The sequence below is a fragment of the Arachidicoccus rhizosphaerae genome (assembly GCF_900107765.1).
Classification (GTDB): Bacteria; Bacteroidota; Bacteroidia; order Chitinophagales; family Chitinophagaceae; genus Arachidicoccus; species Arachidicoccus rhizosphaerae.
Genome location: NZ_FNQY01000009.1, coordinates 129,555 through 155,167, shown reverse-complemented (window position 1 = coordinate 155,167; position 25,613 = coordinate 129,555). Strand labels below are relative to the sequence as shown.

General features: G+C 36.7%; 17 protein-coding genes. 2 read left to right on the top strand and 15 right to left on the bottom strand.

Annotation, left to right across the window (positions count from 1 at the left end; all coding sequences use genetic code 11):
• Positions 1–35: 35 nt before the first annotated feature.
• The 6 genes from BLU80_RS09590 to BLU80_RS09565 form a co-directional block, all read right to left on the bottom strand.
• A complete protein-coding gene (locus tag BLU80_RS09590) occupies positions 36–734 on the bottom strand; it encodes a histidine kinase dimerization/phospho-acceptor domain-containing protein (RefSeq protein WP_091397248.1) in 699 nt (232 codons plus the stop codon).
• A gap of 20 nt (positions 735–754) precedes the next feature.
• Entirely contained in the window at positions 755–1,117 is a 363-nt protein-coding gene (locus tag BLU80_RS09585) for a response regulator (RefSeq protein WP_091397246.1), read from the bottom strand.
• 11 nt (positions 1,118–1,128) lie between these two features.
• On the bottom strand, positions 1,129–5,124 hold the full coding sequence (locus BLU80_RS09580) for a chemotaxis protein CheB (RefSeq protein ID WP_091397244.1): 3,996 nt from the start codon (positions 5,122–5,124) through the stop codon (positions 1,129–1,131).
• 136 nt (positions 5,125–5,260) lie between these two features.
• Positions 5,261–6,607 (bottom strand): sigma-54-dependent transcriptional regulator, encoded by a 1,347-nt coding sequence (locus tag BLU80_RS09575; protein ID WP_091397241.1) that lies wholly within the window; start codon positions 6,605–6,607, stop codon positions 5,261–5,263.
• 184 nt (positions 6,608–6,791) lie between these two features.
• Complete coding sequence (gene tkt, locus BLU80_RS09570) at positions 6,792–8,804, bottom strand: transketolase (RefSeq protein WP_091397237.1); 2,013 nt, start codon at positions 8,802–8,804, stop codon at positions 6,792–6,794.
• Positions 8,805–8,915: 111 nt separating this feature from the next.
• A complete protein-coding gene (locus tag BLU80_RS09565; RefSeq protein WP_091397234.1) occupies positions 8,916–9,452 on the bottom strand; it encodes a DUF892 family protein in 537 nt (178 codons plus the stop codon).
• A 376-nt stretch (positions 9,453–9,828) separates the two neighbouring features.
• Here BLU80_RS09565 and BLU80_RS09560 point away from each other — a divergent pair, with 376 nt between their 5' ends.
• Complete coding sequence (locus BLU80_RS09560) at positions 9,829–12,021, top strand: bifunctional alpha,alpha-trehalose-phosphate synthase (UDP-forming)/trehalose-phosphatase (RefSeq protein WP_244518851.1); 2,193 nt, start codon at positions 9,829–9,831, stop codon at positions 12,019–12,021.
• Between the two features lie 36 nt (positions 12,022–12,057).
• Here the strand turns inward: BLU80_RS09560 and BLU80_RS09555 are convergent, their stop codons facing one another.
• The 4 genes from BLU80_RS09555 to BLU80_RS09540 all read right to left on the bottom strand — a co-directional run bounded on the left by BLU80_RS09555 (position 12,058) and on the right by BLU80_RS09540 (position 17,008).
• Entirely contained in the window at positions 12,058–13,806 is a 1,749-nt protein-coding gene (locus tag BLU80_RS09555) for a glycoside hydrolase family 15 protein (protein ID WP_262482926.1), read from the bottom strand.
• 588 nt (positions 13,807–14,394) lie between these two features.
• Entirely contained in the window at positions 14,395–15,885 is a 1,491-nt protein-coding gene (locus BLU80_RS09550; protein WP_091397228.1) for a sigma-54-dependent transcriptional regulator, read from the bottom strand.
• 272 nt (positions 15,886–16,157) lie between these two features.
• The gene (locus tag BLU80_RS09545) at positions 16,158–16,589 is read right to left on the bottom strand and encodes a hypothetical protein (RefSeq protein WP_091397225.1); all 432 of its coding nucleotides are present in this window, start codon (positions 16,587–16,589) and stop codon (positions 16,158–16,160) included.
• On the bottom strand, positions 16,589–17,008 hold the full coding sequence (locus BLU80_RS09540; RefSeq protein ID WP_091397222.1) for a hypothetical protein: 420 nt from the start codon (positions 17,006–17,008) through the stop codon (positions 16,589–16,591). The genes BLU80_RS09545 and BLU80_RS09540 overlap by 1 nt, the downstream gene beginning before the upstream one ends.
• A gap of 147 nt (positions 17,009–17,155) precedes the next feature.
• Between BLU80_RS09540 and BLU80_RS09535 the strand changes: the two genes are divergently transcribed.
• Positions 17,156–17,389, top strand: a complete 234-nt coding sequence (locus BLU80_RS09535) for a hypothetical protein (RefSeq protein ID WP_091397219.1) — start codon at positions 17,156–17,158, stop codon at positions 17,387–17,389.
• Between the two features lie 90 nt (positions 17,390–17,479).
• Here BLU80_RS09535 and BLU80_RS19395 read toward each other — a convergent pair whose 3' ends face one another.
• The 5 genes from BLU80_RS19395 to recC all read right to left on the bottom strand — a co-directional run bounded on the left by BLU80_RS19395 (position 17,480) and on the right by recC (position 25,596).
• A complete protein-coding gene (locus BLU80_RS19395) occupies positions 17,480–17,635 on the bottom strand; it encodes a lmo0937 family membrane protein (RefSeq protein ID WP_139188120.1) in 156 nt (51 codons plus the stop codon).
• A 38-nt stretch (positions 17,636–17,673) separates the two neighbouring features.
• Positions 17,674–18,012, bottom strand: coding sequence for a hypothetical protein (locus BLU80_RS09530; RefSeq protein WP_091397217.1), 339 nt, complete (start codon positions 18,010–18,012; stop codon positions 17,674–17,676).
• A gap of 59 nt (positions 18,013–18,071) precedes the next feature.
• Positions 18,072–18,260, bottom strand: a complete 189-nt coding sequence (locus tag BLU80_RS09525; RefSeq protein ID WP_091397215.1) for a DUF6496 domain-containing protein — start codon at positions 18,258–18,260, stop codon at positions 18,072–18,074.
• Between the two features lie 566 nt (positions 18,261–18,826).
• Complete coding sequence (locus BLU80_RS09520) at positions 18,827–22,288, bottom strand: UvrD-helicase domain-containing protein (RefSeq protein ID WP_091397212.1); 3,462 nt, start codon at positions 22,286–22,288, stop codon at positions 18,827–18,829.
• Between the two features lie 29 nt (positions 22,289–22,317).
• A complete protein-coding gene (gene recC / locus BLU80_RS09515) occupies positions 22,318–25,596 on the bottom strand; it encodes an exodeoxyribonuclease V subunit gamma (protein WP_091397209.1) in 3,279 nt (1,092 codons plus the stop codon).
• Positions 25,597–25,613 lie beyond the last annotated feature (17 nt).

The window sequence follows — 25,613 nt, the reverse complement described above, 5'->3', positions numbered from 1 at the left end:
TTCCATTATAACTTATTGATAAACAAATTCCGATACTAACTTTCAATATCTGCTTTGAAATCATTTATAAGCCCTTCAATTTTACCTGTAGCAGATTTCAGCATTTTGCCAAGCTCGTAAAATTCGGAGTTTTCAGGTTCTTGTTGTAATAGACCGCTTATCATGGATACCGACGTCAGAGGTGTTCGCAGATCGTGTCGAAACGCCTTAAGTTTAAAGGTATAATCGTCCAGTTTTTGGAAGCAGCCAATCAAATTCAGAAAATTAAAAATTATATCAGATTCATTTTCAGTCAATTTCAAAGAATCTCCATCCTTTGCCATCAGGCAAAAGAAATTCAAAAAATCACCTTCATCTTTCTGTTTGAATATATGCTCATTGAGATTCAAATCAGTTTTTCCGCTTCCAGCATTAAGACCCAAAGGTAAAATAGCCATTAATCCAGGGAGAAAAGCAGCGTCGGTATTATCAGCATAAAAAAACGGTTGAGTCAACTCCGAGCAAAATTCATATAAAACCTTATAATCAATTGTATTCAATTGCATTGAAGGCGAACCAATCACTTTAAACTCAGGCTTAATCCCACCAGGCTTTTCCATTAAATCCACCTGTCTGATTAAAAACAAGGCTATTCTATCCGGCCAGATCAATTGCAGAATATCAAGAACATATTGCATTGCCTTAACAACCTTCAATTCATTGTCTGATTGATCCGTCCTTTGTAAATCCAGCATAAGTATTAAAAAATAAAGGATTAATTACACAAGTGTTTCTCAACCGTTTTCTTGAAATTCATTAGATCAAATGGTTTTTTTAAAAAATCATTTGCTCCTATATCATCGCTGATTTGCTCTATTTCAGCATTAGCAGAGAAGAGGATAACAGCGATATGGTCATTACTCTTATCTTCTTTTACAAGTTCAATGGCCTTTTTTCCGCCTATTTCAGGAATCCAAAGATCCATTAATATTAAATCAGGATGAAAGCGTTCAACGTCGCTGATTATATTTTCACACCTGTTAAATGTCTTAATAGTTCTTCCGGGCCCGGTAAGTATAATTTTGCAAAGCTCAAGTAAATCCCGATCGTCCTCGTATATTAAAATGCACTGTTCCATAGTAACTGGTTTTACTTTAATACTCCTTTTGACGCACCTTTTAACGGTAATGAAAAGTAAAATGTACTTCCCTGACCATAAATACTCTCCACCCAAAGCTTGCCACCGTGGCGTTTAATAATTTCACTGGTTATATATAATCCAATCCCCAGCCCCTGAAACTGAATAGCGTCCTGTTGATTTACTCTGTAATACCGGTCAAATATCTTTTTTAAATGATCTTTACAAATGCCAATCCCCTGATCCGTAACACTTACAATTACACGTTCACTTTCCTGCTTAATGACAACCTTAATTTCCTTTTGATGCGGAGAATATTTAACCGCATTGGAAAGAAGGTTTATCATCACCTGGGTCAGTCTGTCCTTATCTCCATTAAGATGTTGGGTAAGACGACCTTCTTTAATAATATGATAATCCGGTGCAACATAATGAATGCTTTCTATTGCACTTTCAACAAGATCATTAAAATCTATATCTTTAATCCGATAAGGTAACTTTCCATGTTGTATCTTACTGACATCCAATAATTCCGCTATTAAATCCGTTAAGCGATTCATGGACATTAGCGCTTTTGTTGCATAAATCCTGTTTGGACCTGAGGCTTCACTCAGATTTTGCTCAATTAGCTGAATATAAGCTATTGCGGTTGTCAGAGGGGTTTTCATCTCATGACTGGCAATACTTAAGAATTCATCTTTCTTTTGTTCACTTATTTTTTGTTCATTAATATCTGTTGCCGTTCCCACCCACATATGAATCTGATCATCTAAAAAAATCGGGATAGCCCTGTTAAGGTGCCATCTATACTGACCGTCTGTACCCTTATAACGGTTCTCCACTTCAAAAGGCGCTCCATTTTCAAGGGCCTTCTTAAAAGCACGCAGTGTATCTTTATAGTCCTCAGGATGAATAATTGACTTCCATCCGCTCCATTTTTGTTCATCAAAATTTACGCCAGTATAACGGTACCACTTTCTGTTGTAAAAAGTAATTGTTCCATCATTTAAATTAGTCCAGGTCATTACCGGCAAAGCCTCCAAAATCCTTAATAAATTTGACTCATTTTCGCGAATTTGCATCTGCGCCCTTACCAGATCCGTAATATCATAGGCAAATACCATAACGCCCTCAGGCTGTCCATCAATATCGCCAAAAATCTGGCAGGTAATATTCAGGCATTTCCGTTCTAATTTACCTTGGTCATTTTTGAGAATTACGGGGATTTCTTTGCCCACATACGGGGTCTTTGTATTATAAACAGTTTCAAAAATCTGTAAATATTTGTCCTCCAGCTCACTCAGCGCATCTTTTAAGGCCATGCCATAAGGATCACGGCCTCCAATCAATTGTATAAAAGCAGGGTTAGCAAATTCAAAAGTAAATGTCCTGCCTTTTAAAATGCAAATGGCAGCCGGTGTCTGCATGAAAAAATCATAATAAGTCTGTCTTTCTCTTGCTAAAATCAAATTCCGCTCATTCAGTTTCCGATCCGTTAAATCATCGATGGCCACTAAAAATAAGGGCTCAGCGGCCTGTTCAATAGGTTGTATATTAAAACAAATATCCCTAGGACCTAGTACCGGGAAAACGAAACTAACTTCCAGATCAATTGAGCTAACCTCTTTTTGCGACACTTTCATTAATGACTCCTTCAGCCCTGGGATATTCCACCCTTTTCCCTGAATATCAAATATGGATTTACCCAGCACTTCATTTTGAAGACAATGAAAATGCTTCAAAAACGCAGCGTTCACAGATTTCACCTGAAAATTATCATTCAAAATCAAAAAACTCTCATGCAATGTATCAATAATTGATTCAGTCAACTGACGATATTCATTTAGCTGTTCATTTCGCTCAGAAAGTTCATGATTGACAGTGAGCAATTCCTCATTGGCACTTTGCAACTCTTCTGCGCTAGTTTCCAACTCCTCGTTCAAGCTCTGAAGCTCCTCACTGTCACTTAGTAATTCTTCATTAGCACTCTGCAACTCTTCGGTTAATGCTTCCTGATCTTCACTTATTGCATGTATATCCTCCCGCAGACGCGACAGTTCCTTTTCAAGCTGCAGAATCCTTTTACTTTTATTGTCAAGATTCGCTTTGCCGTCATCTATGATTAATGACTGCTTTCTTTCCATGAAAAGAATTAAAAAATACGGTTCTATTGTATTGAGCAAAGGAATAACTTCCAGAGTTACTAACCGACCTCCTCCTAATGGAATATCAGGTTTTTCAAAAGGCTCATGGGACTTTTTCACTTTGTGTAAAGCACTGCGCAATTCAAAAGCCAATCCTTCCAAAATCATTTTCAGGACATTTAAACTGGCTTTTCCCGGCGATGGCTGCAAAAACCTGGAAGTAGCTCCACGAAATTGAACGATATCGAAATGATCATTAACGATTAATGCCGGAGGTGTATACTTGGACAAAAGAACACTGTCTGCATTGCGCTGAAAATCTTCATTTTTTCCCAGGTGCGTTTTTGCCGGAGTTCTATGTTTTAATAAAGGGGTATGTGTTTTCCCTGAAAGCTTAGGCGGATTCTCCGGCTTACGCTTCTTGGAATAAATCTTATTTTTCTTGTCATAAACAAAAAATAAATCAGAGGCATTTAAGGTAGTTTCAGATCGGCCTAGAATTAAAAAGCCCTTTTCTGACAATGCATAATGAAATATTGTAAAGGCTTTTTGTTGCAGAAAATTATTCATATAAATTAACACATTCCTGCAGCTGATTATATCCATTCTGGCAAACGGAGGATCTTTCAAAAAGTTGTGGACGGCAAAAATACACAAGTTGCGTATTCTTTTATCTATTAAAAATTTTCCGTCAGATTCTGTAAAAAACTGAGATTGCCTTTGGGAAGAAATCCCTTTTAATTCTTTTTTATTATACTGACCGCTCTTTGCTTTGGTAATGGCTTTTTCAGAAATATCAGTAGCAAAAATCTGTACTTTATACTGTTGTATATCTTCTCCCAGAAACTCAAACAAAGAAATGGCCATTGAATATACCTCCTGTCCGGTAGAACAGCCAACAATCCAGATCCGGAGCGGATCCACGGAGGCTTTATGTTCCAGCAAAAAAGGATAAATGGATTCTCTTAAAAAGTCGAAGGTATTAGGATCTCTGAAAAATTCTGTAACAGGAATCAGCATATCCTGAAATAACACATCCTGTTCTTCTTTATTTTCCTTTAAATAATGAAGATATTGATTGATGGTTTCCAGTTTTAAATGTCCCATCCTGCGAACAATTCTACGCCGGACTGTTGTTTGTTTATAGAATGTAAAATCAACATCCCTCCGTAACAATAACAATCCGTAAATTTGTTCAAACAGATTCTCTTCCAAAATATTATCAAGTTTCTGCTTGCCTCCCGTATCTTCCAAAGCACGTTTTATCAGCAATAACTGCCTAAAAATATCTTCAGGCGGCAAAACAAGATCTACAACTTCCGCCTGAATGGCACTTTCAGGCATTCTAGGGAACTGTGCGGATTCCAAATCCTGCGCAATAGTTAGTCCTCCCTGCGCTTTAATCGCATGCAACCCCTGAGTGCCGTCTTCATCTTTTCCTGACAGGAGCACACCTATTGCCTCTCCCCTATGCACTTCCGCCAGAGAAGTAAAAAAGACATCAATTGCTCTATTTTGACGCGTATACGTTGGTCTTTTACCAAGCTTAAGCACTCCATCAGTGGCAATCAATAATTTATCACTAGGGATAATATATATATGATCAGGCTCCACTTTCATATTATCCTTTATGGCCACGACAGGTATTTTGCTGAATTTCTCAAGAATGTCAGGCAAAATACTTTCATGCTCGGGTTGTAAATGCTGCACTAAGATAAATGCCATCCCACTTTCAGGGTCAATGGAGGATACAATCTTTTTGAAAGCATCGAGCCCACCAGCAGATGCACCTATTCCAATGACAAGAAACTTATTGGCGGATAGTTGTTTTTCTGGGGGATTTTGTGGATCAAACGGTGCCAAAATGCTTTAAATTAAACATGATTTGAATATAGCTTACATATAGAAAGGGTCAGCTTCTATCAAAATAAGCAGTAAAGAATTATCTGAACCCAATTTCATTGCCTTAACAAAAAATAAACGCTTTGCCTACTTAAAATCAAAGATTGATTTCTTTCAACTTATTATAGAGTGTTTTCCGGTCAATTTTTAAAAGGGAAGCAGCCTTTGTTTTATTATAATTTACTTTTTCCAATACCCGGATAATTTCATTTTTCTGAGCTTCCAGAATAACATTTTTCAATTCAACCGGCTGTTGGGATTTATTCATTTCCGAGAAATCAGTAATTTCTAAAGGCAGGCTATCCGCTTCAATTTGAGCTCCATCTTCCGTTAGCAAACAGGCTCGCTTGATTACATTTTGTAATTCTCTTATATTTCCCGGCCAACTATAATGATAAAACAACTCCTTCACCTGAACACTCAGACCCTTGATTTTTTTATCTAATTGAACTTCCGCCTGACTGATAAATGAATTCACCAGTAACGGAAGGTCATCTATTCTTTCACATAAACTTGGAACCTCTAACTTAAATTCATTTAGCCTATGATACAAATCTTCTCTAAAGGATTTTTGACGAACCTTTTCATACAAATCCTCGTTAGAAGCTGCAATTACCCGTACATCTACCACTTTCTCTTTAACCTCACCAATACATCTGACGGATTTCTCCTGCAAAGTCCTCAATAAATACATTTGAACCTCATAACTCAAATTTCCAATTTCATCAAGAAAAATTGTACCTCCGTCAGCAATTTCAAAAGCGCCTTTTTTATCCTGAAGCGCACCTGTAAAGGCGCCTTTCATATGTCCAAAAAGTTCACTTGCAGCCAACTCCTTTGAAAGGCTGCCACAATCAATTGCAACAAAGTTCTGACTTCGTCTTTTACTCTGTTCATGAATTAACCGGGCAAGCGCTTCTTTCCCGGTCCCTGTTTCCCCATGAATAATAACGCTATAATCTGTTGGAGCGACCAGTGCGACATGTTTAAAAAGTTTTTTAGCCGATGCACTGTTCCCTTTTACATATTTATCCTGATTAACTTGTTGCTTAGGCTTAGACTGACTTTTCTCCTTTTCAGGTTTTTTCTGGCTGAGAGCCTCTTCAATCGTTTTCAGAATAATGTCCGGATATAGTGGCTTTGTCAAAAAATGAAATGCGCCTTCCTTTACCAAATCGACCGCAGTCTGTATGTTTCCATATCCACTGATGAAAATAACGATGGTCTGTGGATACAGGGAGTTAATTTTAGACAAGACCTCTAAACCATTAATATCGCCAAGATTATAATCACAAACTACTAAATGGAAAGATTGCTTTTTCAGTAACAGAAGAGCCTGTTTACCTGAAAGTGCCGTAACAACCTCATAGCCACTTTTCTGTAAGAATTTACCCAGAATCTTACAGATAGAAGGATCATCGTCAATTATTAAAATTTTTTTCATGTTTTTCGCATTAGGTCCCAGAACATAAACAAATATAATTCAATTGTCCCGAAAATGCGAATCAATAACATTTCACTGAAGAATTTTTGTCTTATTTTATATGATTTTCAGCTTAATTTAAGCAACATTTTAAACTATCCAGTTTTGATTGGACTAAATACTAACGAAAAGAATATAAATACTTTTAAACTCGTCCTAATAAGGATTTGGCCGCCTGAACTACATTTTCTGCTGTAAACCCAAATTCATGCATAAGCTCTTTTCCAGGAGCTGATTCTCCAAAATGATCTAGTCCGATGACAACCCCCTCGTCCCCAGTATATTTACGCCATCCCATAGATGATCCAGCCTCTACTGCAATTCTTTTACGAAGGCGAATGGGAAATACCTGTTCTTTATATGCCTGATCCTGCTTGTCAAATAGTTCCCAACTTGGAAAACTAACAACACGGGCTCTGATAGCCACCTTGAATAATTCTGCCTGCGCTTCAATTAAAAGATGTACTTCGCTACCCGAGCCCATAAGAATAATTTCAGGATCCTGACCTTTAATAAACGAATCGGACAAAATATAGGCCCCTCTTTTCAGATGACATGCAGCCGCATAATGCTGCTGATCTAATATGGGTATATCCTGTCTGGTTAAGATGAGTGCAACCGGTCCATCATGATGGGTTATGGCAGTCTTCCAGGCATACGCAGTCTCATTGGCATCCGCTGGCCTTATAACCGTTAAATTCGGCACAGATCTCAACCCGATCAATTGTTCAACAGGTTGATGCGTAGTTCCATCTTCCCCTAAACCAATGCTATCATGAGTAAAAACATAAATCGGTCGGATACCCATTATAGCCGCCAGTCGCATGGGGGGCCGCATATAATCAGAAAAAATAAGAAATGTTGCGCCAAAAGCAATAAAACCTTTGGTCAGTGTAATTCCATTTAATATTGCTCCCATAGCATGCTCTCTGATGCCAAAGTGCAAATTCCTACCTAAAGGGTTTTCTTTACTAAAAGAACCCAAATTCTCCATAAAAGTATCCGTAGAAGGCGAAAGATCAGCTGCTCCCCCAACCAATAGGGGTAAATAAGTAGCAATAGCAGCTAATGCTTTGCCAGAAGCTTTCCTGGTAGCCATGCCTTTAACGGACGGTTCAAAGCTGGGTAAATCTATATCCCAATCTCCAGGTAACTCCCCTGCGGCAGCCTCATTATAAGTCTGCGCAAGTTCTGGATAATGATGACTGAAATTATCCCACATTTTCGTCCAGGTTTCCTGCTTTTCAACTCCTTGATTGCCAATCTGTTGATAATATGCAATTACATCACTGGGAATTTCAAAACTAACATCCGGATTAAACCCAAAATTCTCTTTAACCTTACGCACTTCCTCTACTCCAAGAGGTGCTCCATGAGCGGACGCCGTCCCGGCCTTATCAGGACTCCCATAACCAATCACTGTATCGACAATGACTAATGAAGGCCTTTCTTTTTCCTGTTTACCATTAAGAATTGCTGTTTCGATGGCTTTTAGGTCGTTACCGTCCTTAACATGCTGCACGTGCCAGCCGTAACTTTTAAATCTCATTGCTACATCCTCATCAAATGCCAGGGCTGTGCTGCCTTCAATAGTTATTTTATTATTATCATAGATGTAGACAAGATTGCCCAATCCTAAATGCCCAGCAATAGAAGCAGCTTCAGAACTTATACCTTCCATCATATCCCCATCGCTGCAAATTGAATAAATATTATAATCAAATACTGGTAAGTCTTTCTTATTAAACTTACTGGATAACATCTTTTGTGCAATCCCCATCCCGACACCATTTGCAAATCCCTGACCCAGAGGCCCTGTGGTCACCTCTATTCCCGGTGTCAGACCATATTCAGGATGCCCGGGGGTTATACTATGTAATTGACGAAAATTTTTGATATCATCCAATTGAATATCATAACCAGTCAAATAAAGATATGCATATTGTAACATGCAGGCATGACCACAAGAAAGCACAAACCTATCTCTGGCTGGCCACATTGGGTCTTTGGGATTATAATTCATAATCTTTCCCCACAGAACATGTCCGATGGGCGCCAAACCCATGGGAGTACCCGGATGTCCCGAATTCGCTTTTTGCACAGCATCCGCCGCCAATACTCTGACCGTATTAATGGCTAATTCTTCTAATTTATCCATATATTAATTTTTTGAAAACAATCCTTGCAACTCTTTAAAGCCTCCGATACCCATTTCCATCAAAGTATATGCCGCGTTAAGTATTAATTGTTAAACTTGAAAACTGCAGAATCACTCCCAACTTTCAGTCAATAATTTCAGCATAAGATCAAGATGCAGGTATTCATCTAAAGAATCTTCCAATAACTCCTGAATACCTAATAATTTCAAATATTTGCACCAACCGGCCATGGATTCATAATACACCAGCTTATAATGGATTAAACATTGTAACGCCAGCGTCAAATTCCAATGAGAAACCATTTCCTCAATAACGAAGTCATGAAGCGCAAGTTTTGAAAATTGCATCAATTGAACAATTTCTTCCTTAAAATCAAATTGAAAATATAAAGGTTCAATACTTAAAACCTCGCACATTTTTCTTAATCTCCTAATATTGTACTCTGCACCCAATAGCAATTGATGCACCAAACTACCCAGCCGGCCTGTTTCAATCTTTGCCTCACAAAACTGCAAAAATACCTGGCAATCAGTCTCAAGCCACCATAATCTGATTATCTGTCGCTCTAATAATTGTCCGCATTTGAATAATTGTTCATTTTTCGATCTTTTGTCTCCATTTATTTCATTTTCGCCTTGCTTATTCATAATTAATAAGATTTAAACTTCTATACCTTTAGTATAATGGCTAAAACAAAAGCCTTTCCAATAGAACCTTTCCGGCAACAACAATTAAAAAATACACACCATATTGATTATCAACAAAATACATAATAACCTATGCCGTAATTACTTTGGAGAAATATTTAACGACTGAAATCGGGAAATTAATTGGATGAAATGAGCAATCATGACATCACTTATTAGAAAAAGCCTCCATTTTAAAATCAGGTCCTGTCAATTCAGCACATCAAAAAAAGTCAGTGAATATGAATCATACATAAAAAAACTTCTGATAATAATTAAATCAGAAATTAAATATCTACAAATGGTACAGCGATTGCAACAATAAGCAGTGTTAATAATGGCAGAATCTATGACTCAGGGTAAACTTATAATTGTTTCAAATAGGCTTCCAATCAAAATAGAAATCAAGAAAAAGCAATGGCAAATAAAAACGAGTGAAGGTGGATTGGCTACAGGTTTAGGAAGTTTTTATCGTGAAAAAGGAGGGATTTGGATTGGATGGCCCGGTGCACAGATTAAATCTGAATCCACCGAAGCCGAAATCAAACTCACCTTAAGACAACAAGGACTTGAGCCCATTTTCCTCACGCATGCAGAGATCAATGATTATTATGAAGGATTTTCTAATCGAACCTTATGGCCGCTATGCCATTATTTTCCCTCTTACGCCAGTTATAGCGAAAAGAATTGGCAAGCCTATCAAAGCGTAAATAAAAAATTTGCAGAGGCGGTTATGAAAGTCGCAAAACCTGGCGACACCATCTGGATTCATGACTATCAGCTAATGCTCGTCCCCCAGCTTATCCGACAGCAACTTCCTGACGTGAGTATTGGGTATTTTCAACATATCCCATTCCCCTCTTATGAAGTATTCAGATTAATCCCTTGGAGAAATGAATTGCTGACAGGGATGCTTGGAGCAGATTTAATTGGTTTCCATACATATGACGATGTCAGGCACTTTATAAGTGCCATATTAAGAATTCTTGATGTCCAATCCAACATGAATGTAATAGAATTTGAAAAAAGGCTTATAACTGCTGAAGCATTCCCTATGGGAATAGATTATGACAAATATTTCAATCACGTAAAATCCACCAATACACAGAAATATAGCCGAAAAATCATAGCGCAATTAGAAGGCAAAAAACTTGTAATTTCAATTGATAGGCTCGATTATAGTAAAGGAATTGTACAAAGATTAAAGGGATATGAATGTTTTTTAAGGAATTATCCTCAATACCGGGAAAAAGTAATTTATTATCAACTTATAGTTCCTTCAAGAGATAAAGTTTTAGAATATGACCGTCTTAAGCAGGAAATAGACAAGCTTGTGTCCCACATTAACGCAGAATACAGCAGCCTTAGTTGGCAACCCATTCAGTACTTTTATAGAGCCTGGTCATTCGACATGCTTTCTGCTCTGTACAATGCAGCAGATATTGCACTGGTAACTCCCCTAAGAGATGGAATGAACTTAGTCTGTAAAGAATATATTGCCAGTAAATCCTTACGTCCCGGCGTATTAATTTTAAGTGAAATGGCAGGTGCTGCAAGAGAACTGACGGAGGCAACTATCATTAACCCCAACGATGAACAAGGGCTTGCGGAGGCCATCGCAGAGGCACTAAGAATGCCGGATACAGAGCAAGAACAACGTATTAAAATTATGCAACAAACCCTAAAAAAATTCGATATACATATTTGGGTAAACAATTTTCTAATGCATCTTAATTCAATTAAACAACAGCAGATAAAATTATCAACTAGGCGGATCAATCAGGATATCATGATAATATTTCGGAAAATGTATCAAAATGCAAACAAACGGATATTTTTCCTTGATTATGACGGGACGCTGGTTCCTTTTCAAAAAGATCCACAAAAAGCCATTCCTACAGAGCATTTGTTGAGTATATTAAAAAAATTGACTGAAATGCCACAAAACCATCTCGTAATTATTAGCGGCAGACAAAAAAATCAATTAGAAAAATGGATGCAGGGCCTTCACCTTGATATAATTGCAGAACATGGCGCCTGGTATAGAGAAGACAATGGCGAATGGGAGAAAAACGAAGATCTAAGCAATTACTGGAAAAAAGACATCCGTCCCGTATTAGAACAATTCGAAATACGTACCCCTGGATCATTTATTGAAGAGAAGGACTTTTCACTGGTATGGCATTACAGAAAAGTTGAATCTTCTTTGGGGGAGTTAAGAGCTAAAGAAATAACAGCACATTTAAAATACCTTGTTGCGGATAAAGGCTTACAAGTCCTGGAAGGTCATAAAGTAATTGAAGTCAAAAGTGCCCTGATTAATAAGGGAAAAAGTGTACAAAAATGGCTTGACAGATTTCCAGCTGAGTTCCATCTGGCCATGGGAGATGATACAACAGATGAGGATACTTTTATGGCAATGCCAAAAGGTGCCATCACCATTAAAGTTGGACAAGGAATGAGCAGGGCAGCCTATTACATCTCTACTCCCGAAGAAGCGTTGAATCTTTTAGCGGAACTAATTGAATAAAATATGTTTCCATATAAATACACTAATTCCCGAGTGTCAAAAGAAATTTGGGTTGTTAATTTTTTGCGCAATTCTATAAGCTGCATTCATTAAACCAACATGGCTATACGCTTGGGGAAAATTACCCCATTGGCTACCATTGGCTGCATCCACATCTTCACTAAAAAGACCAAGATGATTACCATAGGTAAGCAATTTTTCAAACTTCGAAATCGCCTCATCAACTCTGCCAACTGCAGTAAGTGCTTCAACATGCCAAAATGCAGTAATCAGAAAAGTCGTATCTGGATAACCAAAATCGTCTTTATGCAAATATCTGTAAAAAAGGCCCCCAGGTGCTGCAAGTTTACTTTCCACAGCTTTTAAGTGGTCCTGGGCTTTTTTAGAAGAAGGATCCAAATAGTGCATCATTATCAACTGAAGCGTGCTAGCATCCAAATAAGTGGAATCTGAGGCTTGCAAGTAAACCTTCCTTTTTTTATCATAGCAGGATTCAATTTTGGCAGCAGCTTTAGATTTTAATTTTTCAGCCCAGCTTTCTAGCTTCCTATCCTGAATGCGCCTGGCAATCTTTACGGCAGCTTGACATCCTGCCCAATGAAATAAATAAGTATAACAATGATAATTTCTAAAATTCCGAAACTCCCATAGACCGGCATCGGGCTCATCCATTACCATTTCAATTTTTTTTAATAAGGAGCCAATCCAAGCGGAGGAGTCTGATTTTTCACGCAATACAAAACGTTCATCAGTATAAAGGGGCAATAAAGAAAGCATTACCTGACCATAAATATCATTCTGAATATGAGTAGATGCTTCATTCCCTATCCTTACCGGAACATTGCCCAGATAACCTGATAATCCCAATATCTGTTCTTTTAAATTCTTTTCCCCTGCAATCCCATAAAGTGGTTGAAAACGCCCCTTCTCTTTAACAGATATATTGGCGATGTAATTAAAATACCGTTCCATTTCTTCAAAGTGACCAATATTATTAAATGCCAAAAGAATATAATACGCGTCTCTTAACCAGCAAAAACGATAATCCCAATTTCTACCTGTACCCGGGGCCTCGGGCAGTGAAGTTGTACTGGCCGCAATAATTGCACCTGTATCTTCATATTGATGAATTTTAAGTACCAATGCACTGCGTATAACCTGTTTCTGATACATATTACCAATGCTGGTTTTTTTCACCCATGCACCCCAATATAATTGAGTCTTGTGTAAAAAATCCTCTACCGTACTGGCGAGCGGTGCTTCCAGAGGACTACCATATGTCAATACCAGATATTTAGTATCATTAAGAACGCTAAAAGTTTCTGCTAAAATGTGGTTGATGGAAAAGTCAGTTGTCAATCTTACGGTAGCCTCGGCCCCAAAATAATCAATATGATTACTAGCGGGATTTGCTTTTAACTTCCTGTTTCCATATTCGGTTACAGGTTTGCAGATAATTTTTACCTGCGGTGTACCTTCAAGAGGTTCTATTTTCCGTACCAGCATAAGAGGCTTAAAATACCGATCATACAAATTAAAACGTGGCGCAAAATCCGTCACTTTATAACGCCCTTCCTCGCAGGTTATCTCGGTACATAATATATTCGTATTTTCTTTATAATATTGAGTGCTTGTGTATTTACCTTCAGGCAAAATCGAAAACTCTCCTCCTTTTTCGACATCCACAAGTCCTCCAAAAATAAAACTGCTGTCAAATCTGGGCATACATAACCAGCACACATTCGTATTTGTCTTAATATGGGCTAAATAAGAACAATTACCAATAATACCAAAAGGATAGCTATGCCTTTTAGCGCTTTTTACTGTCGCTGTTTTAACGACTTTTTCTTTACCTGCATGATCGGCCTTCCTGGCAGAAGATTTTATATCCTGATTTTCCTTTTTTCTAACCATAATTAATATTTAGCTTCGATAATTTAAACACAACAACGGGTTGGTAAAATAGTTCATTGCACATTCCTTATGAAAATACTGTCTTCAATAGGCTCATTATCTGCATTAATAGGAATGTCAGAGATTAAGGATTTCATCTGATTATCCGATGCTATTTTTGTTTTCAGCAAAACAGATGGATTCTGAACCTCGTTTCCGAAAAATAGACAGCATCACTTAAATATGACACATCGCTTTGTTTAAGCTTAAATAAAGCGTTTTTAAAGCTTGTATTTAGTATTTAAATCAGCACAATTGCCACTGGTGTTTTCATCAGGTGATACTGTCATGATATTTAATTTATAAATTTAAATACCACAAGCATCTTGCCTGAATTGGCTTTACCATATTTAAATCACTAATGCCAATTTGCCTTACTGTTGTTTAACACCAAGATTATATTTATACTATCAAAACCTTTTAGACATTAATCTTTTTCAATTTATTATAAAGCGTCTTTCTATCTATATTTAATATTTCAGCGGCCTTGCTCTTGTTAAATTTAACACTCCGCAACGTATGCATAATTTTATTAAGCTCAGCACTGGAGGCTATGTCTTTTAGCGTTTTATCTTCCTTCGGGTACATATCTGACCCGCGGGGCATCTCCATTAATTTCAATTCCTCACTTCGGCTATCTGTATTAACACCGGCGTTAAAATCAATTGCCTGCAAAAACTGATCAGACATTTTTATCTCATCAGGTAAATATTGTTCTGTTATAGCCATTCCATTCGGTGTAAAAAGACAGGCTTTTTTTATGGTATTAAGCAATTCTCTGATATTTCCCGGCCAGCTATAAGTTTCCAAAATCTCCATGGCTGATTTTACAGGGGGAAGAATATTTTTATCCAGACGTCGGCTGGCATGTGTTACAAAACTTTCAACAAACATGGGTAAATCAACTCTTCTATCTCTTAGTGCTGGCACTGTGATAGAAAATTCATTCAATCGATGATAAAGATCCTCCCTAAATTTCCGTTGAACTACAGCATTGGATAAATCCTCATTTGAAGCAACAATCAATCTCACATCCACCGGCTTCTCCAGTGTACTCCCTACTTTACGAACAACCCGTTCCTGAATTGCCCTAAGCAAAAAGAGTTGTACGCCGTAAGACAGGTTACCGATCTCATCCAAAAATAAGGTTCCACCATGCGCTAAGGCAAAGGCTCCTTCACGCGTTTGAAGAGCACCGGTAAAAGCTCCTTTCTCATGTCCGAACAATTCACTGGCTGCCAGTTCTTTTGAAAGACTTCCACAATCGACCGCTAAAAACGGCCCATCCTTCCTTTTACTCTTTTCATGAATCATTCTTGCAACAGATTCTTTACCAGTACCAGTTTCTCCATGAATAATAACAGTATAGTTAGTGGGCGCTACCAAATCAATGGATTTATACAATTTTTTACTTACCTCGCTGACCCCGGTTATATAAGGATAGCCCTGAGTAGCTAATTTATCACATTCAGTATTTACTCGCGACTGGCTATTTACCTGATTACTTAAATCATTAGAAGCTGCATTTTGATCTTTATTTGTTGTGTACCTATCCTTTAATGCAGATTCAACAACATCTAATAACCTTTCCGGATTAATAGGTTTCAGCATAAAATAGAAGGCACCACTTTTCATCAATTCAACAGCCGTTTGAACATTATTTGAATCGCTTATACTAATAATGGGAATACCAGGTTTTAATTTTTTAATTTTCAATAAAAAATCAACTGGGTAAGTATTTTTCAGCTCACTATCACAAAGAATTAAATCAAAATCGGAAGCCTTAATCAACTGTAACGCTTCCTTGTTGCAACTGGTGCTAGCTGCAACAAATCCATTACTTCTCAAGAAACTACTGAATTTCTGACACATGGCCAAATCCTTATCCAAAATTAAGATTTTACGCAACATAGGTTACTGAGTTTAAGATGATTGACTAAAAACAAGAATCTCGTTGGTCCCTTTTATAACGCTTCATAAGTAAACCAATTCCAGGAATAAACAATTTTAAATCCCCCATTGGTGTTTTACAGAAGCTTTGTTTTACCCCTAAAAAGCAATAATTATTCCATATTTAAATAATAAAGAAAGTTTTACATATATACATTTGTTAAACCATATATGGGTAATTTCATCTCATTTTGGGGAATATCTCTCCCTCAAAACAGGTCTATGAGATCAATTCAGCCGCCTATCAGTTTTTCCAGCTTCAATCGACACTCCCTTAATTCCGACTGCTGAGTTCTTATTCGTTCAAATAAATTATTATCTAATTCAGACCCATTAGCCAATAATGAATCATAAGTTTCCATTGCTTTTTTCTCATTATTAAACAGTTGGAGCAAAATAGAATGCTCACTTTGTTTTTCCTGCCGAGCATTACCAAACGGAGCGTTTCCCATTTTATGGCTTGCAGCCCGGCCAATGGAACCTTCGTACATTCTTATAATATATTCTAATTCCATCACATAGCCTTCACTTTGAGCCGCAATGCCTGCTAAATACTGCCTCATTTCCGTCGCATTTACCAGCTCTTTTGCATTTTGATACAGATACATCCGTTCCATATTTAATGCAATAAGTTCTCTAACTATATTTTCAGTATTCTTTTCCATCAAGGAACGGAATTTTTTTCATTATCATCATAAATATTAGAATCCGCTTCATCCTGATCTATATCCAAATCTTCACCCAAAAAATCATCCTCCTCGTTAAGTGGCGAACCATCATCGTCCTGATCATCCAGAAATTCCTGATCCAACAAATCATCTTTCCCTGGCATACGATTGGCCGCATTATATAAATCCTTAATTTCTTCTTCACTCACATTATCCTGATTGACGACCTGCTCCTCATCTACTGAACTTGCACCATCATCAGCATTTAAAAATTCAGGATTTTGTGCATCCTCTGAATCAACTTTCTGATTGATCAATTCAGTTTTTTGCTGCATTGATTCAGCATATTTTTGATCCGCGTTACTATCCAAGTTTACGGGATCAGTATCGGCAATTTTATTATCCTTCCTGGTCATAGTCAATATATTTTTTAAATTAAAAGACCAATAGCTATGCCAGACCCAAAAGAAAACCCAATCTTAACTTTCACCAAAGACAACAATAGCCTATGGAACAATTTTTGAATGAATTGTCCATATTGAAAACCATATAATTCTTCTAATATGAAACATACCAAACATTCAAATCAGGATTCAAATGGCAAAAAAGAAACTAACCAGGTTAACAAAATTCCTACAAATACTCTGTTAAGCCTTGGCACAGCAACCCTATGTAGCGCCTTAGCTATTAAAATGCTTAAAAAAGGGGAACTGGCAGCCTTATTAGCACTGATGGCTATCCCCGTAACATTATTTTGCCTAAGTAAAAACGACAAGAAAAGTTGCTGCAAATATTAAACGAACTGCCATCAAAAAAGGGGTATCCATCAAATGATAAATACCCCCATATATAACCCGAATAATTTAAGACTTAAACAATACCCTAAGCTATACAGCCTTGCCTCCTCTTATTACACGAATCAAAATTGCAATAATGGCAATTACGAGTAAAATATGAATTAAACCGCCTGCGCTGTATACAAAAAATCCCAAAATCCAACCTATAATAAGAATTACAGCAATTATATATAACAAATTAGACATAACTAAAATTTTAATGGTAAAATAAAAATGAACTCCAATTACAGATCAAATTCAATCTGATCTTCTCTTCCTTCTACAGGTACATTTCTAATAAAATTATTAAACTCCGGTCCCTGATTCGTATTAGCACCATAGGCATCTAAACAATAACCAATTAACCCGTCTTCTGCTTTAATCACATATAAAATAGAAGAATCATCAGGATTTGAATCGCCCTCAAATCTATACGTACGAATAATTGTCAAATTCTCAGGCTGATAAAACTTACCTCTGTCTGCTGTAAATCCCTGTTCTGACCATTTGAACTCTGTATCTAGTTTCTTTTCCCTCAGCTTATCCATTATGGAAGAAAGCGTTGTTAAATCTCCAGTTTTCATAAATGTGTTTATATTAGGTTATAAATAGGGTTTACTAAATTAAATCAGTAATCATTCCATTACTTCTTTTCACTGTTTTTCTTTTTCGGCACCTTCGCGCCTTCCTTTCTCGCCTCAGAAAGGCCAATTGCAACAGCCTGTTTAGGATTAGTCACCTTCTTACCACTGCCACTTTTCAATTTTCCCTCCTTCATTTCTTTCATTGATTTTTCAACTTTTTCTTGTGCTTTATGCGAATATTTTGCCATGACTATAAGCTTTAGTACTTCAGTAGTAGTTCAAATTATTTGCCAGAAAAAATATCAATAGAAACAAGTCGTTCAAACAATAGGAATGGGAAATCCGTTCTACACATGAGGCAAAACCATCAGCAAAATCGCTTATTAATTATGAATATAATCAACGGGACAACATTCAGCAGGTTGTTTGTAAACTGCCTAAAATCCAACAAACTAAACTACTAAAATTTAACTTAATTTCATGATAACCATGGCAACACTAAACAAATTGTTATTATAAACAGATAAATTTGTTTTATTCACTTATAAACCTGAACTTTATATTTCTCATAAGCAGTTAGTTTTGGTTGCGGCCCTGGTTTCTACCAGGGCTTATTTTTTTAAGCCTAATTGTATTGATCATGCTCAATCAAGATGCCTTTGCCTGCAAATAATAAATTATAATATTCCATTATTTTTAAACTCAATACGCTAAAGCAAAACGAAAGAATCCCGGCAATATTTTCACAAAAAGATCTTCGACTTCTACCCATTGTACCAGTGTTCGAAAACAGTTGAACAATATATTGAAGAATCTAGGTATTAGCCCCCGTAAATAGGTTAATTAATTCATATACCAACTTTTTATCAGGCCTGGTATAGAATACACCTGTTGTTTCACCTTTCCTGATACCACGCAGAAAATAATATAGTACTCCACCGAAATCACGTTCATAATTAAAATCAACCAATTGCTGCTCAAGATACTTAACCGTTGCAACCGTGTAAATTAAGTATTGAAGATCATAATTATGCATGGACATCTGAATATCAAGACTTTCCTTATTATAATCTGTCAAACTGCTCCCTAAATAAGTGGATTTCCAATCTAATAAATAATATTTACCACCGAATTCAAAAAACATATCAATCTTACCATTCATCATACCTTCCCAGCCACTCCCTCTTGCAACTTGCAATCTCGCACGTTCTCCTAAAAAACCCGACAACGCTTCCCTCTCAAAATACCTTACGGGAAAATCAAATTCAAATTCATTTAACCTCCTATGAGCATCCATTTCTCGTAAACTAAATGAGCCCTGGTCAGTTATGATACTGGCTTCGGACACATGTTGAAGTAAGTGGATTAGGTTCTTTTTATAAAGTCCTGCAACATGTGGGGCATATCGATTGACCGCTTTATCCACAACCTCAGACCAAAAGGCAGGTTGTTCAAAACTAATATGTTCAAATATATCATGAAGTAAATTACCAGTGATATTACCCCTTTTTAAGTCCTCAAACACAAACTGATCATATTCATTTTCAAAAATTGATCCCTCAAATTTATTATGATGAAAACCGGACGCCGCCAAATAGGTATAGCTGAGTTTACGCCAATCGTTTTCAATTAAATTAAAATACACCTCATTATTAGCAGGCACTGCTCTTTTATCAAAACCATCTGATTGTCTTTTGTATCGAAAACCCTTACTTATAGCTAAAGGCTCAGTAAAGTCAATTCCGGGAGGAAGCATATCTTTAAATGCCGTTAAAAAATCATGAATAGCCGAAGTTGCCTTCTTGTTTACACTGATTGAACTATATATAAAACACCCGTAAACGGCTCTGGTTAGGGAAACATAAATCATTCTACGATTCTCCTGTAATTGTTGTTGTGTATATTCTGCCTTATTTTCTTCCAACGCCATGTTTATCGGCAAAATAAAATTTTCACCAGACTCATTTTTTAATTCAATAAATTGCTTCTTATCCAAGCTGACATTCATATCCAGGGCATCTGTAAGCACAATATTAAATTGCAGGCCTTTACTTTTATGTATAGTCATAATCGTCACACACAGGTCATCACTTTCGACCCTCTGCTCATACTCATCTCCATCTTCCCTTGGATTTTCTATCCCACGTCTTAACCAGTCAATGAGTTCAATTGCAGACAAATTTTTGGAAATTTGCTGTTTATATAGAAGTTCAATAATTTGATATAAATTAGAAATAATGCGTTCACCACCCCTGGTCAAAGAATCTGTCAGATATGTTTCCACCTTATAATCCGCGATAAATGAAAACAAGGCTTTATAAACCCCGTCTTTTTCCCACTCCAATTTATAAGAACTAAACCTTCCTATGGTCATTACCTCATCCTGATTCATCATTTCATGCAGATTCAACCCTGTAAATGAAGTCAGAAGGGCCCTGTTGATTGTATTTCTGGTCGGGTTCAAAATGGCCTCAAGCACATATAAAACATTTTTGGCTTCTTCAGACCCAAGAATTTTAGATAAACCAATAACTACTGAAGGAATCCCTAACTTAGCCAAATCATTTTTAAACGGTATAGCATCATTATTCGCCCTAACCAGGATACCAATATCATTTGGGCGCACAGATCGTCTTTTCAAAACACGATTTCCATTTTCATTTCTATGAGCCTCCACTATTTCATAATCTCCCGCCAAAAGAGCAGCCACCTGAGCAACTAACGCAGCTTGTACTAATTTGGCATTATTTGCTTCCACTATATTAATAACAGGAAATCTGTCATTTTTATACAGCAAATTAGCCTTCTTATTTTCCGCCGGAGGGCTAACCTGATGATAATAAATCCCTGTAGGACTATTTTGATAATAAAATGTGTCAAAATTTTGATGCGGCATAAAAAAACTATTCATCGCATCAATAAAATCATCGGAGGAACGGTAATTAATATGCATTCCATATTTATTATCTACCTGTGAAGCAGCCATTAAATAGGTCGCAATATCCGCCTTTCGCCAGGCATAAATACTTTGCTTCGGATCTCCAATATAAAACACAACTGTATTTCGACCAAATGCTGAATTAAAGATATCATATTGTTTACGGTCAGTATCCTGAAACTCATCAATAAATACAACTTTAAATTTCTTTTGAATGGCCACAACCAATTCATCATTGTGTTCTACATAGAGTCTATTATGTAACTGATCAATTAAATCATCAAAGGACAACTGCCCATGCTTCTCTTTATAAGCATTTACTGCTGGGGCAATATCATAAATAGCAGCTGCATAGATAAATAATAACTGCCGCTCGGCCATATCATCCCGTTCACGGCTCAGTCTATTAAAAGATTCAGCTAATTCGAATAATTGTCCAAAATTATTTTTTATATATCCGGGCGGATTATCTAACTTTTTTAAAAATGCAGATAAAAAGAGTTCGGGATTATTAATAATACCTGCAAATGCATTTCGGCTATGCGTATTCTTATCAACTGCATTTAATAAAAATGCGTGTTCGTTTATACAAAAGTCCAGCATTTGCTGCTTTAACAGGTCTATTTGGCCATTCAAATGTGCTGATTCAGACCTGCACATCTCCCAGTAAGCATCATTTAAAATATATTGCTCCCCTTGCGTGTAATTCAAGATCGGTTTACCATTAAAAAAATCATTAACAACTTCACCCAAATTCTTGCGACTAAGCTTTTTCCCAAAATAAGACAACATATCAACTGGCATTACCGTTATTTGGCTACGCCAGAACTGATTTATCTGCTGTCTGAAAACATCAGATAAATCTGCAATCAGCTCTACGGAAAATGACTGTCTGGTCTCAAAAGCAAACTCTCTCAGAATTTGCTGACAAAAACTATGAATAGTTAAAACAGAGGTTTCATCCAAAAATTCAACAGCCTCTTTCAATTTCCTATCTACTTCAGATTTACCCTGGACATGAATAGCAGACTGTACAATATCCATAATTGTTTGATCTTCACAACCTAACCCTTGACTTACCCGATAAGCATTTCTTACAAATTGCCTTACACGTTCCTCAAGTTCAGCCACAGCAGCTTTTGTAAAGGTGACCATCAATATTTCCTTAATCGAAATATTTCTTTCTTTATCTTTTTCATCAACGGTCTTTTCTAATAATATCCTAAGCACAAGAATGGCTATTGAATATGTTTTGCCCGTTCCGGCACTTGCTTCAATTAAGTTAGTACCGGATAACCTTACAGTCTTGGCATCAAATTTCAATTCTTCCATGGGCATAATCCGTATATTTTACGATACTCTTTCTATTAATTATTCAATTTAAACCCGTCAAACAATTTGAGTAATGGCGCTTCGATTAACGCCTGTAACTGCTTGTATTGCTCAAAAGCTTCCTGAGTAAACATATCCAGCTCGTTAATCTTAATAAGATAATCATCTTTATAATCAGTACCTGAACACTTAGCCCTTACTTTATCGTACCATGTTTCATATTCATCAGTTTTCATTTCTAAACCCGAGATAAACGGCAATACATACTCATGTCCTTTCTGATACAGCTCCAATAATAATTCTATCTGCAATTTGGCTTCTTCTGATTTGATTTGCTTAGCCTTAAAAGCTTTTCTTTTATGAAATGACAATAACGTAAAAGAGACATCCTTTCCGCTGACCAATAACAACAAATATTTTATATAACCTTCCAAGACCTTTTTGAATTCATTTTTAGACCAGGAAACCAATATTAACTGATCTTCCCCATAAACATCAATAACACCTTTTAGTATTATCTCCTTAAAATTATAAGATACAGGAAATTGATGCAATTCCAGCCCTTTGGTTTCCTTAAGCAGCAATTCTCTTACAGGAGCAACTGTTTCCAATAAATCATTCATAGCAATTCTGGAACTATTTTTAAGGGGCAGCCTCCCTGTCTTAACCCCTTTATCCCGAAAATGTTCCCACGCACTTTCATCCGACAATTCCATTAAATCAACTCTGCACTGGTAAGATTCCAATCCATTAAGTTCAAATATTTCTTCTTCTTTTAACACATCATCCATCTGTTCATAATAAATACCAGCAACTGCATTTAGGTAACCTTTAATTGGATGTTGCAAAAATCTATAAAACGCCTCTAAAGATATTTCATTCGATTCATTATCTGGTAGTTCATGAGAAACAGCGATATCATTCAGGTTTTCGGCAACTGATTTCAAATGCAGATACTGAGGGATGCCACCCGGTTGAAATTTACTAAAATGATGCAAGGCGTGTTTAACAACCAATACATTTCTGGCATCAATAACCTTATCTTTTTTAAACTCAGCAAGGGATTCATCATGAGCTATAGCTGCCGAACAATTCGTATCTATAAAATCAATTAACTCATCTACTAAAATAGATGGTGGAATATCTGTATTATCTTTGATACTTCTGCCGATATAACTTATATAAAGATATTGTTCCGCAGATAAAATAGTTTCCAAAAACAAGTGTTTGTCATTTACCTTAACGTTTCTGTCACCTGCTCTTTTTTCCATTTCCATCAGATTAAACCCTAGTGCATGTTCTTTTCGGGGGAACTTATCATAGTCAAGTCCTAAAAGTGCAATAACCTTAAATGGAATACTTCTCATAGGAATTAAGGAACAAAAGGTAATGCCTCCGGAAGCAAAATTCGCCTCTCTAGTGGATAACAGGATTCGTTGTCCAAAACTCTGCATAAAGACATCAAAACTAAGTGTCTCAGACAAAAAAGCGGCAGAGCTGTTATAGTCCTTCAATAACATATCCAAATAATCAAATTCATCTCCCCCCTGTAATTCCTCCTTTAAAATAAATTGAGTAATTAATTCTTTTATAAATTCAGTCCATCCGTCAAGTGATCTGGGTTTTTGTCTGTTTTCAAGCATAGTCATCAAAGCTTCCACAAAACTAACAAAACGAATGACTTCTTCAGCACTACTACCTTCTACAAAATTCAAAGGATAAAACCCATCAGGGCCGGATCCGACTTCATCATCTCCTACCATACAAATTCCATACATAATACGCTGTAGACCATATTTCCAACTAACATAAATGGAATCATCTCTATGGGCTCCTTCTATCCCAAATCTAATTCCCGAAGCGTCCAACAAGTCTTTAATCAAACCTAATTGACTGATACCCAAATGACTTCTAATGTAAGAGCTATCCAATAATCTCATTATATTCTCTGAGGTAAATCCATTAGGTTCCAATAACAGCAAGCTTTCCAGCGCACTTGAAATACTATCAGCAGTTGTAAATTTTTCATCAGCAATCCGGTAAGAAAACTGGTACGGAGCATGATCAAACACCGCTCTGATATAAGCCGCATATAAGTCAATATCACTTACCATTACAACAATATCCCTGGGTGAAAGACTTTCTCTTTTTTGATCAATCAGATATATCAAAAAATTGTAAAGACTCTCCACTTCCCTAAGCGGACTATAACAGGCATGGATAGACAAACTTTTATCAATTAAATCCGTAGGCTCAAAAAACGCTGTTTCTTTTTGAGGTGTTTTATTTTCATATATGGAACGTTGCAATTTATGAAGCAGACTGTCAGGTTCCGGCCACAACTCCTCTAAAGGCTCATAACTATTTAAAATTTCATCATTTTTAAATAACATGACGAAAGCATCCTTAATTACTTTGCCCATACTATGTAATAAAGGATTTCCCTGTGGCTGTTCTTCCACGGCAGCTTTTCCTAATTTTTGCAAAAAAATGAGTCTTTTAACGCTGAGGTCATCATACCAATAATCTGCTGGTGCAGGATTCAACAGATAAAAATAAATCTGCATTCGGGAAGCCAATAAATCGAAAATCTTTAAATGAAACTCTGTCAGAAGGCTTATGCCAAAAATAAACACTGCAGGCATTTTTGACTGCAGAATATCCAATGATTCTCCGTTCTCCTTCAATGCATTTTTAATATAATCTGCTATTTCATTTTTATCAGCAAACGCTTTTCTATCAATTTGCTGTTCATCTCGCTGTTTATTTCTGGCCTTATCCCAAAGATAATATTGCCAGGCTTCCAGCTCTTGGATTTTATGATTTCCATTATTCCATTCCGTAATCATATCAGAACGGTAAATCTGATATTGATCAAATAAATCCGCTACTTTTTGAGCCAGGCCATACCTTTTTACCTTTGCCGCATCCAGATCAATTTCACTGGATGGCATTTCTCCATTTGAATTAACGGCATAATAATCCGCTATTTTAGGGAACTGCTCTAAAAATTCATTTTCCCCCATCAGCTGATATAGTAACCAACTTAAATTATCAGCGCTCATGGTAGCTATTGCTTTTCCGCCAAGTAGTAAATAAATTTTAAAAATAAGATCGTTGGGTTTCAGATATTGAATACCCGCGGCAATCCCCTGCCATTCAGCCAGCTTGGATCCTAGCCAATTATTCATTCCCTCGGTCTGGGTAACTATATAATGTGGCCTGAACACATGCCCTTTATATGCCTGCATATCCAGGCAAAGATTTTTTGCCAGTATCTTTAAAGAATTTGACGCCTTTAACTGAAATGCCATTATATATCAATTGATTT

What these genes read in the sequence shown, in the direction of transcription:
- BLU80_RS09565 (WP_091397234.1), bottom strand. Translation starts at nt 9,452, where the DNA reads ATGAATAAGCAAGGCGAAAATGAAATAAATGGAGACAAAAGATCGAAA.
- BLU80_RS09550 (WP_091397228.1), bottom strand. Translation starts at nt 15,885, where the DNA reads ATGTTGCGTAAAATCTTAATTTTGGATAAGGATTTGGCCATGTGTCAG.
- BLU80_RS09525 (WP_091397215.1), bottom strand. Translation starts at nt 18,260, where the DNA reads ATGGCAAAATATTCGCATAAAGCACAAGAAAAAGTTGAAAAATCAATG.
- BLU80_RS09560 (WP_244518851.1), top strand. Translation starts at nt 9,829, where the DNA reads ATGGCAGAATCTATGACTCAGGGTAAACTTATAATTGTTTCAAATAGG.
- BLU80_RS09590 (WP_091397248.1), bottom strand. Translation starts at nt 734, where the DNA reads ATGCTGGATTTACAAAGGACGGATCAATCAGACAATGAATTGAAGGTT.
- BLU80_RS09575 (WP_091397241.1), bottom strand. Translation starts at nt 6,607, where the DNA reads ATGAAAAAAATTTTAATAATTGACGATGATCCTTCTATCTGTAAGATT.
- BLU80_RS09535 (WP_091397219.1), top strand. Translation starts at nt 17,156, where the DNA reads ATGAAACATACCAAACATTCAAATCAGGATTCAAATGGCAAAAAAGAA.
- BLU80_RS19395 (WP_139188120.1), bottom strand. Translation starts at nt 17,635, where the DNA reads ATGTCTAATTTGTTATATATAATTGCTGTAATTCTTATTATAGGTTGG.
- BLU80_RS09520 (WP_091397212.1), bottom strand. Translation starts at nt 22,288, where the DNA reads ATGCCCATGGAAGAATTGAAATTTGATGCCAAGACTGTAAGGTTATCC.
- BLU80_RS09540 (WP_091397222.1), bottom strand. Translation starts at nt 17,008, where the DNA reads ATGACCAGGAAGGATAATAAAATTGCCGATACTGATCCCGTAAACTTG.
- recC (WP_091397209.1), bottom strand. Translation starts at nt 25,596, where the DNA reads ATGGCATTTCAGTTAAAGGCGTCAAATTCTTTAAAGATACTGGCAAAA.
- BLU80_RS09585 (WP_091397246.1), bottom strand. Translation starts at nt 1,117, where the DNA reads ATGGAACAGTGCATTTTAATATACGAGGACGATCGGGATTTACTTGAG.
- tkt (WP_091397237.1), bottom strand. Translation starts at nt 8,804, where the DNA reads ATGGATAAATTAGAAGAATTAGCCATTAATACGGTCAGAGTATTGGCG.
- BLU80_RS09530 (WP_091397217.1), bottom strand. Translation starts at nt 18,012, where the DNA reads ATGAAAACTGGAGATTTAACAACGCTTTCTTCCATAATGGATAAGCTG.
- BLU80_RS09545 (WP_091397225.1), bottom strand. Translation starts at nt 16,589, where the DNA reads ATGGAAAAGAATACTGAAAATATAGTTAGAGAACTTATTGCATTAAAT.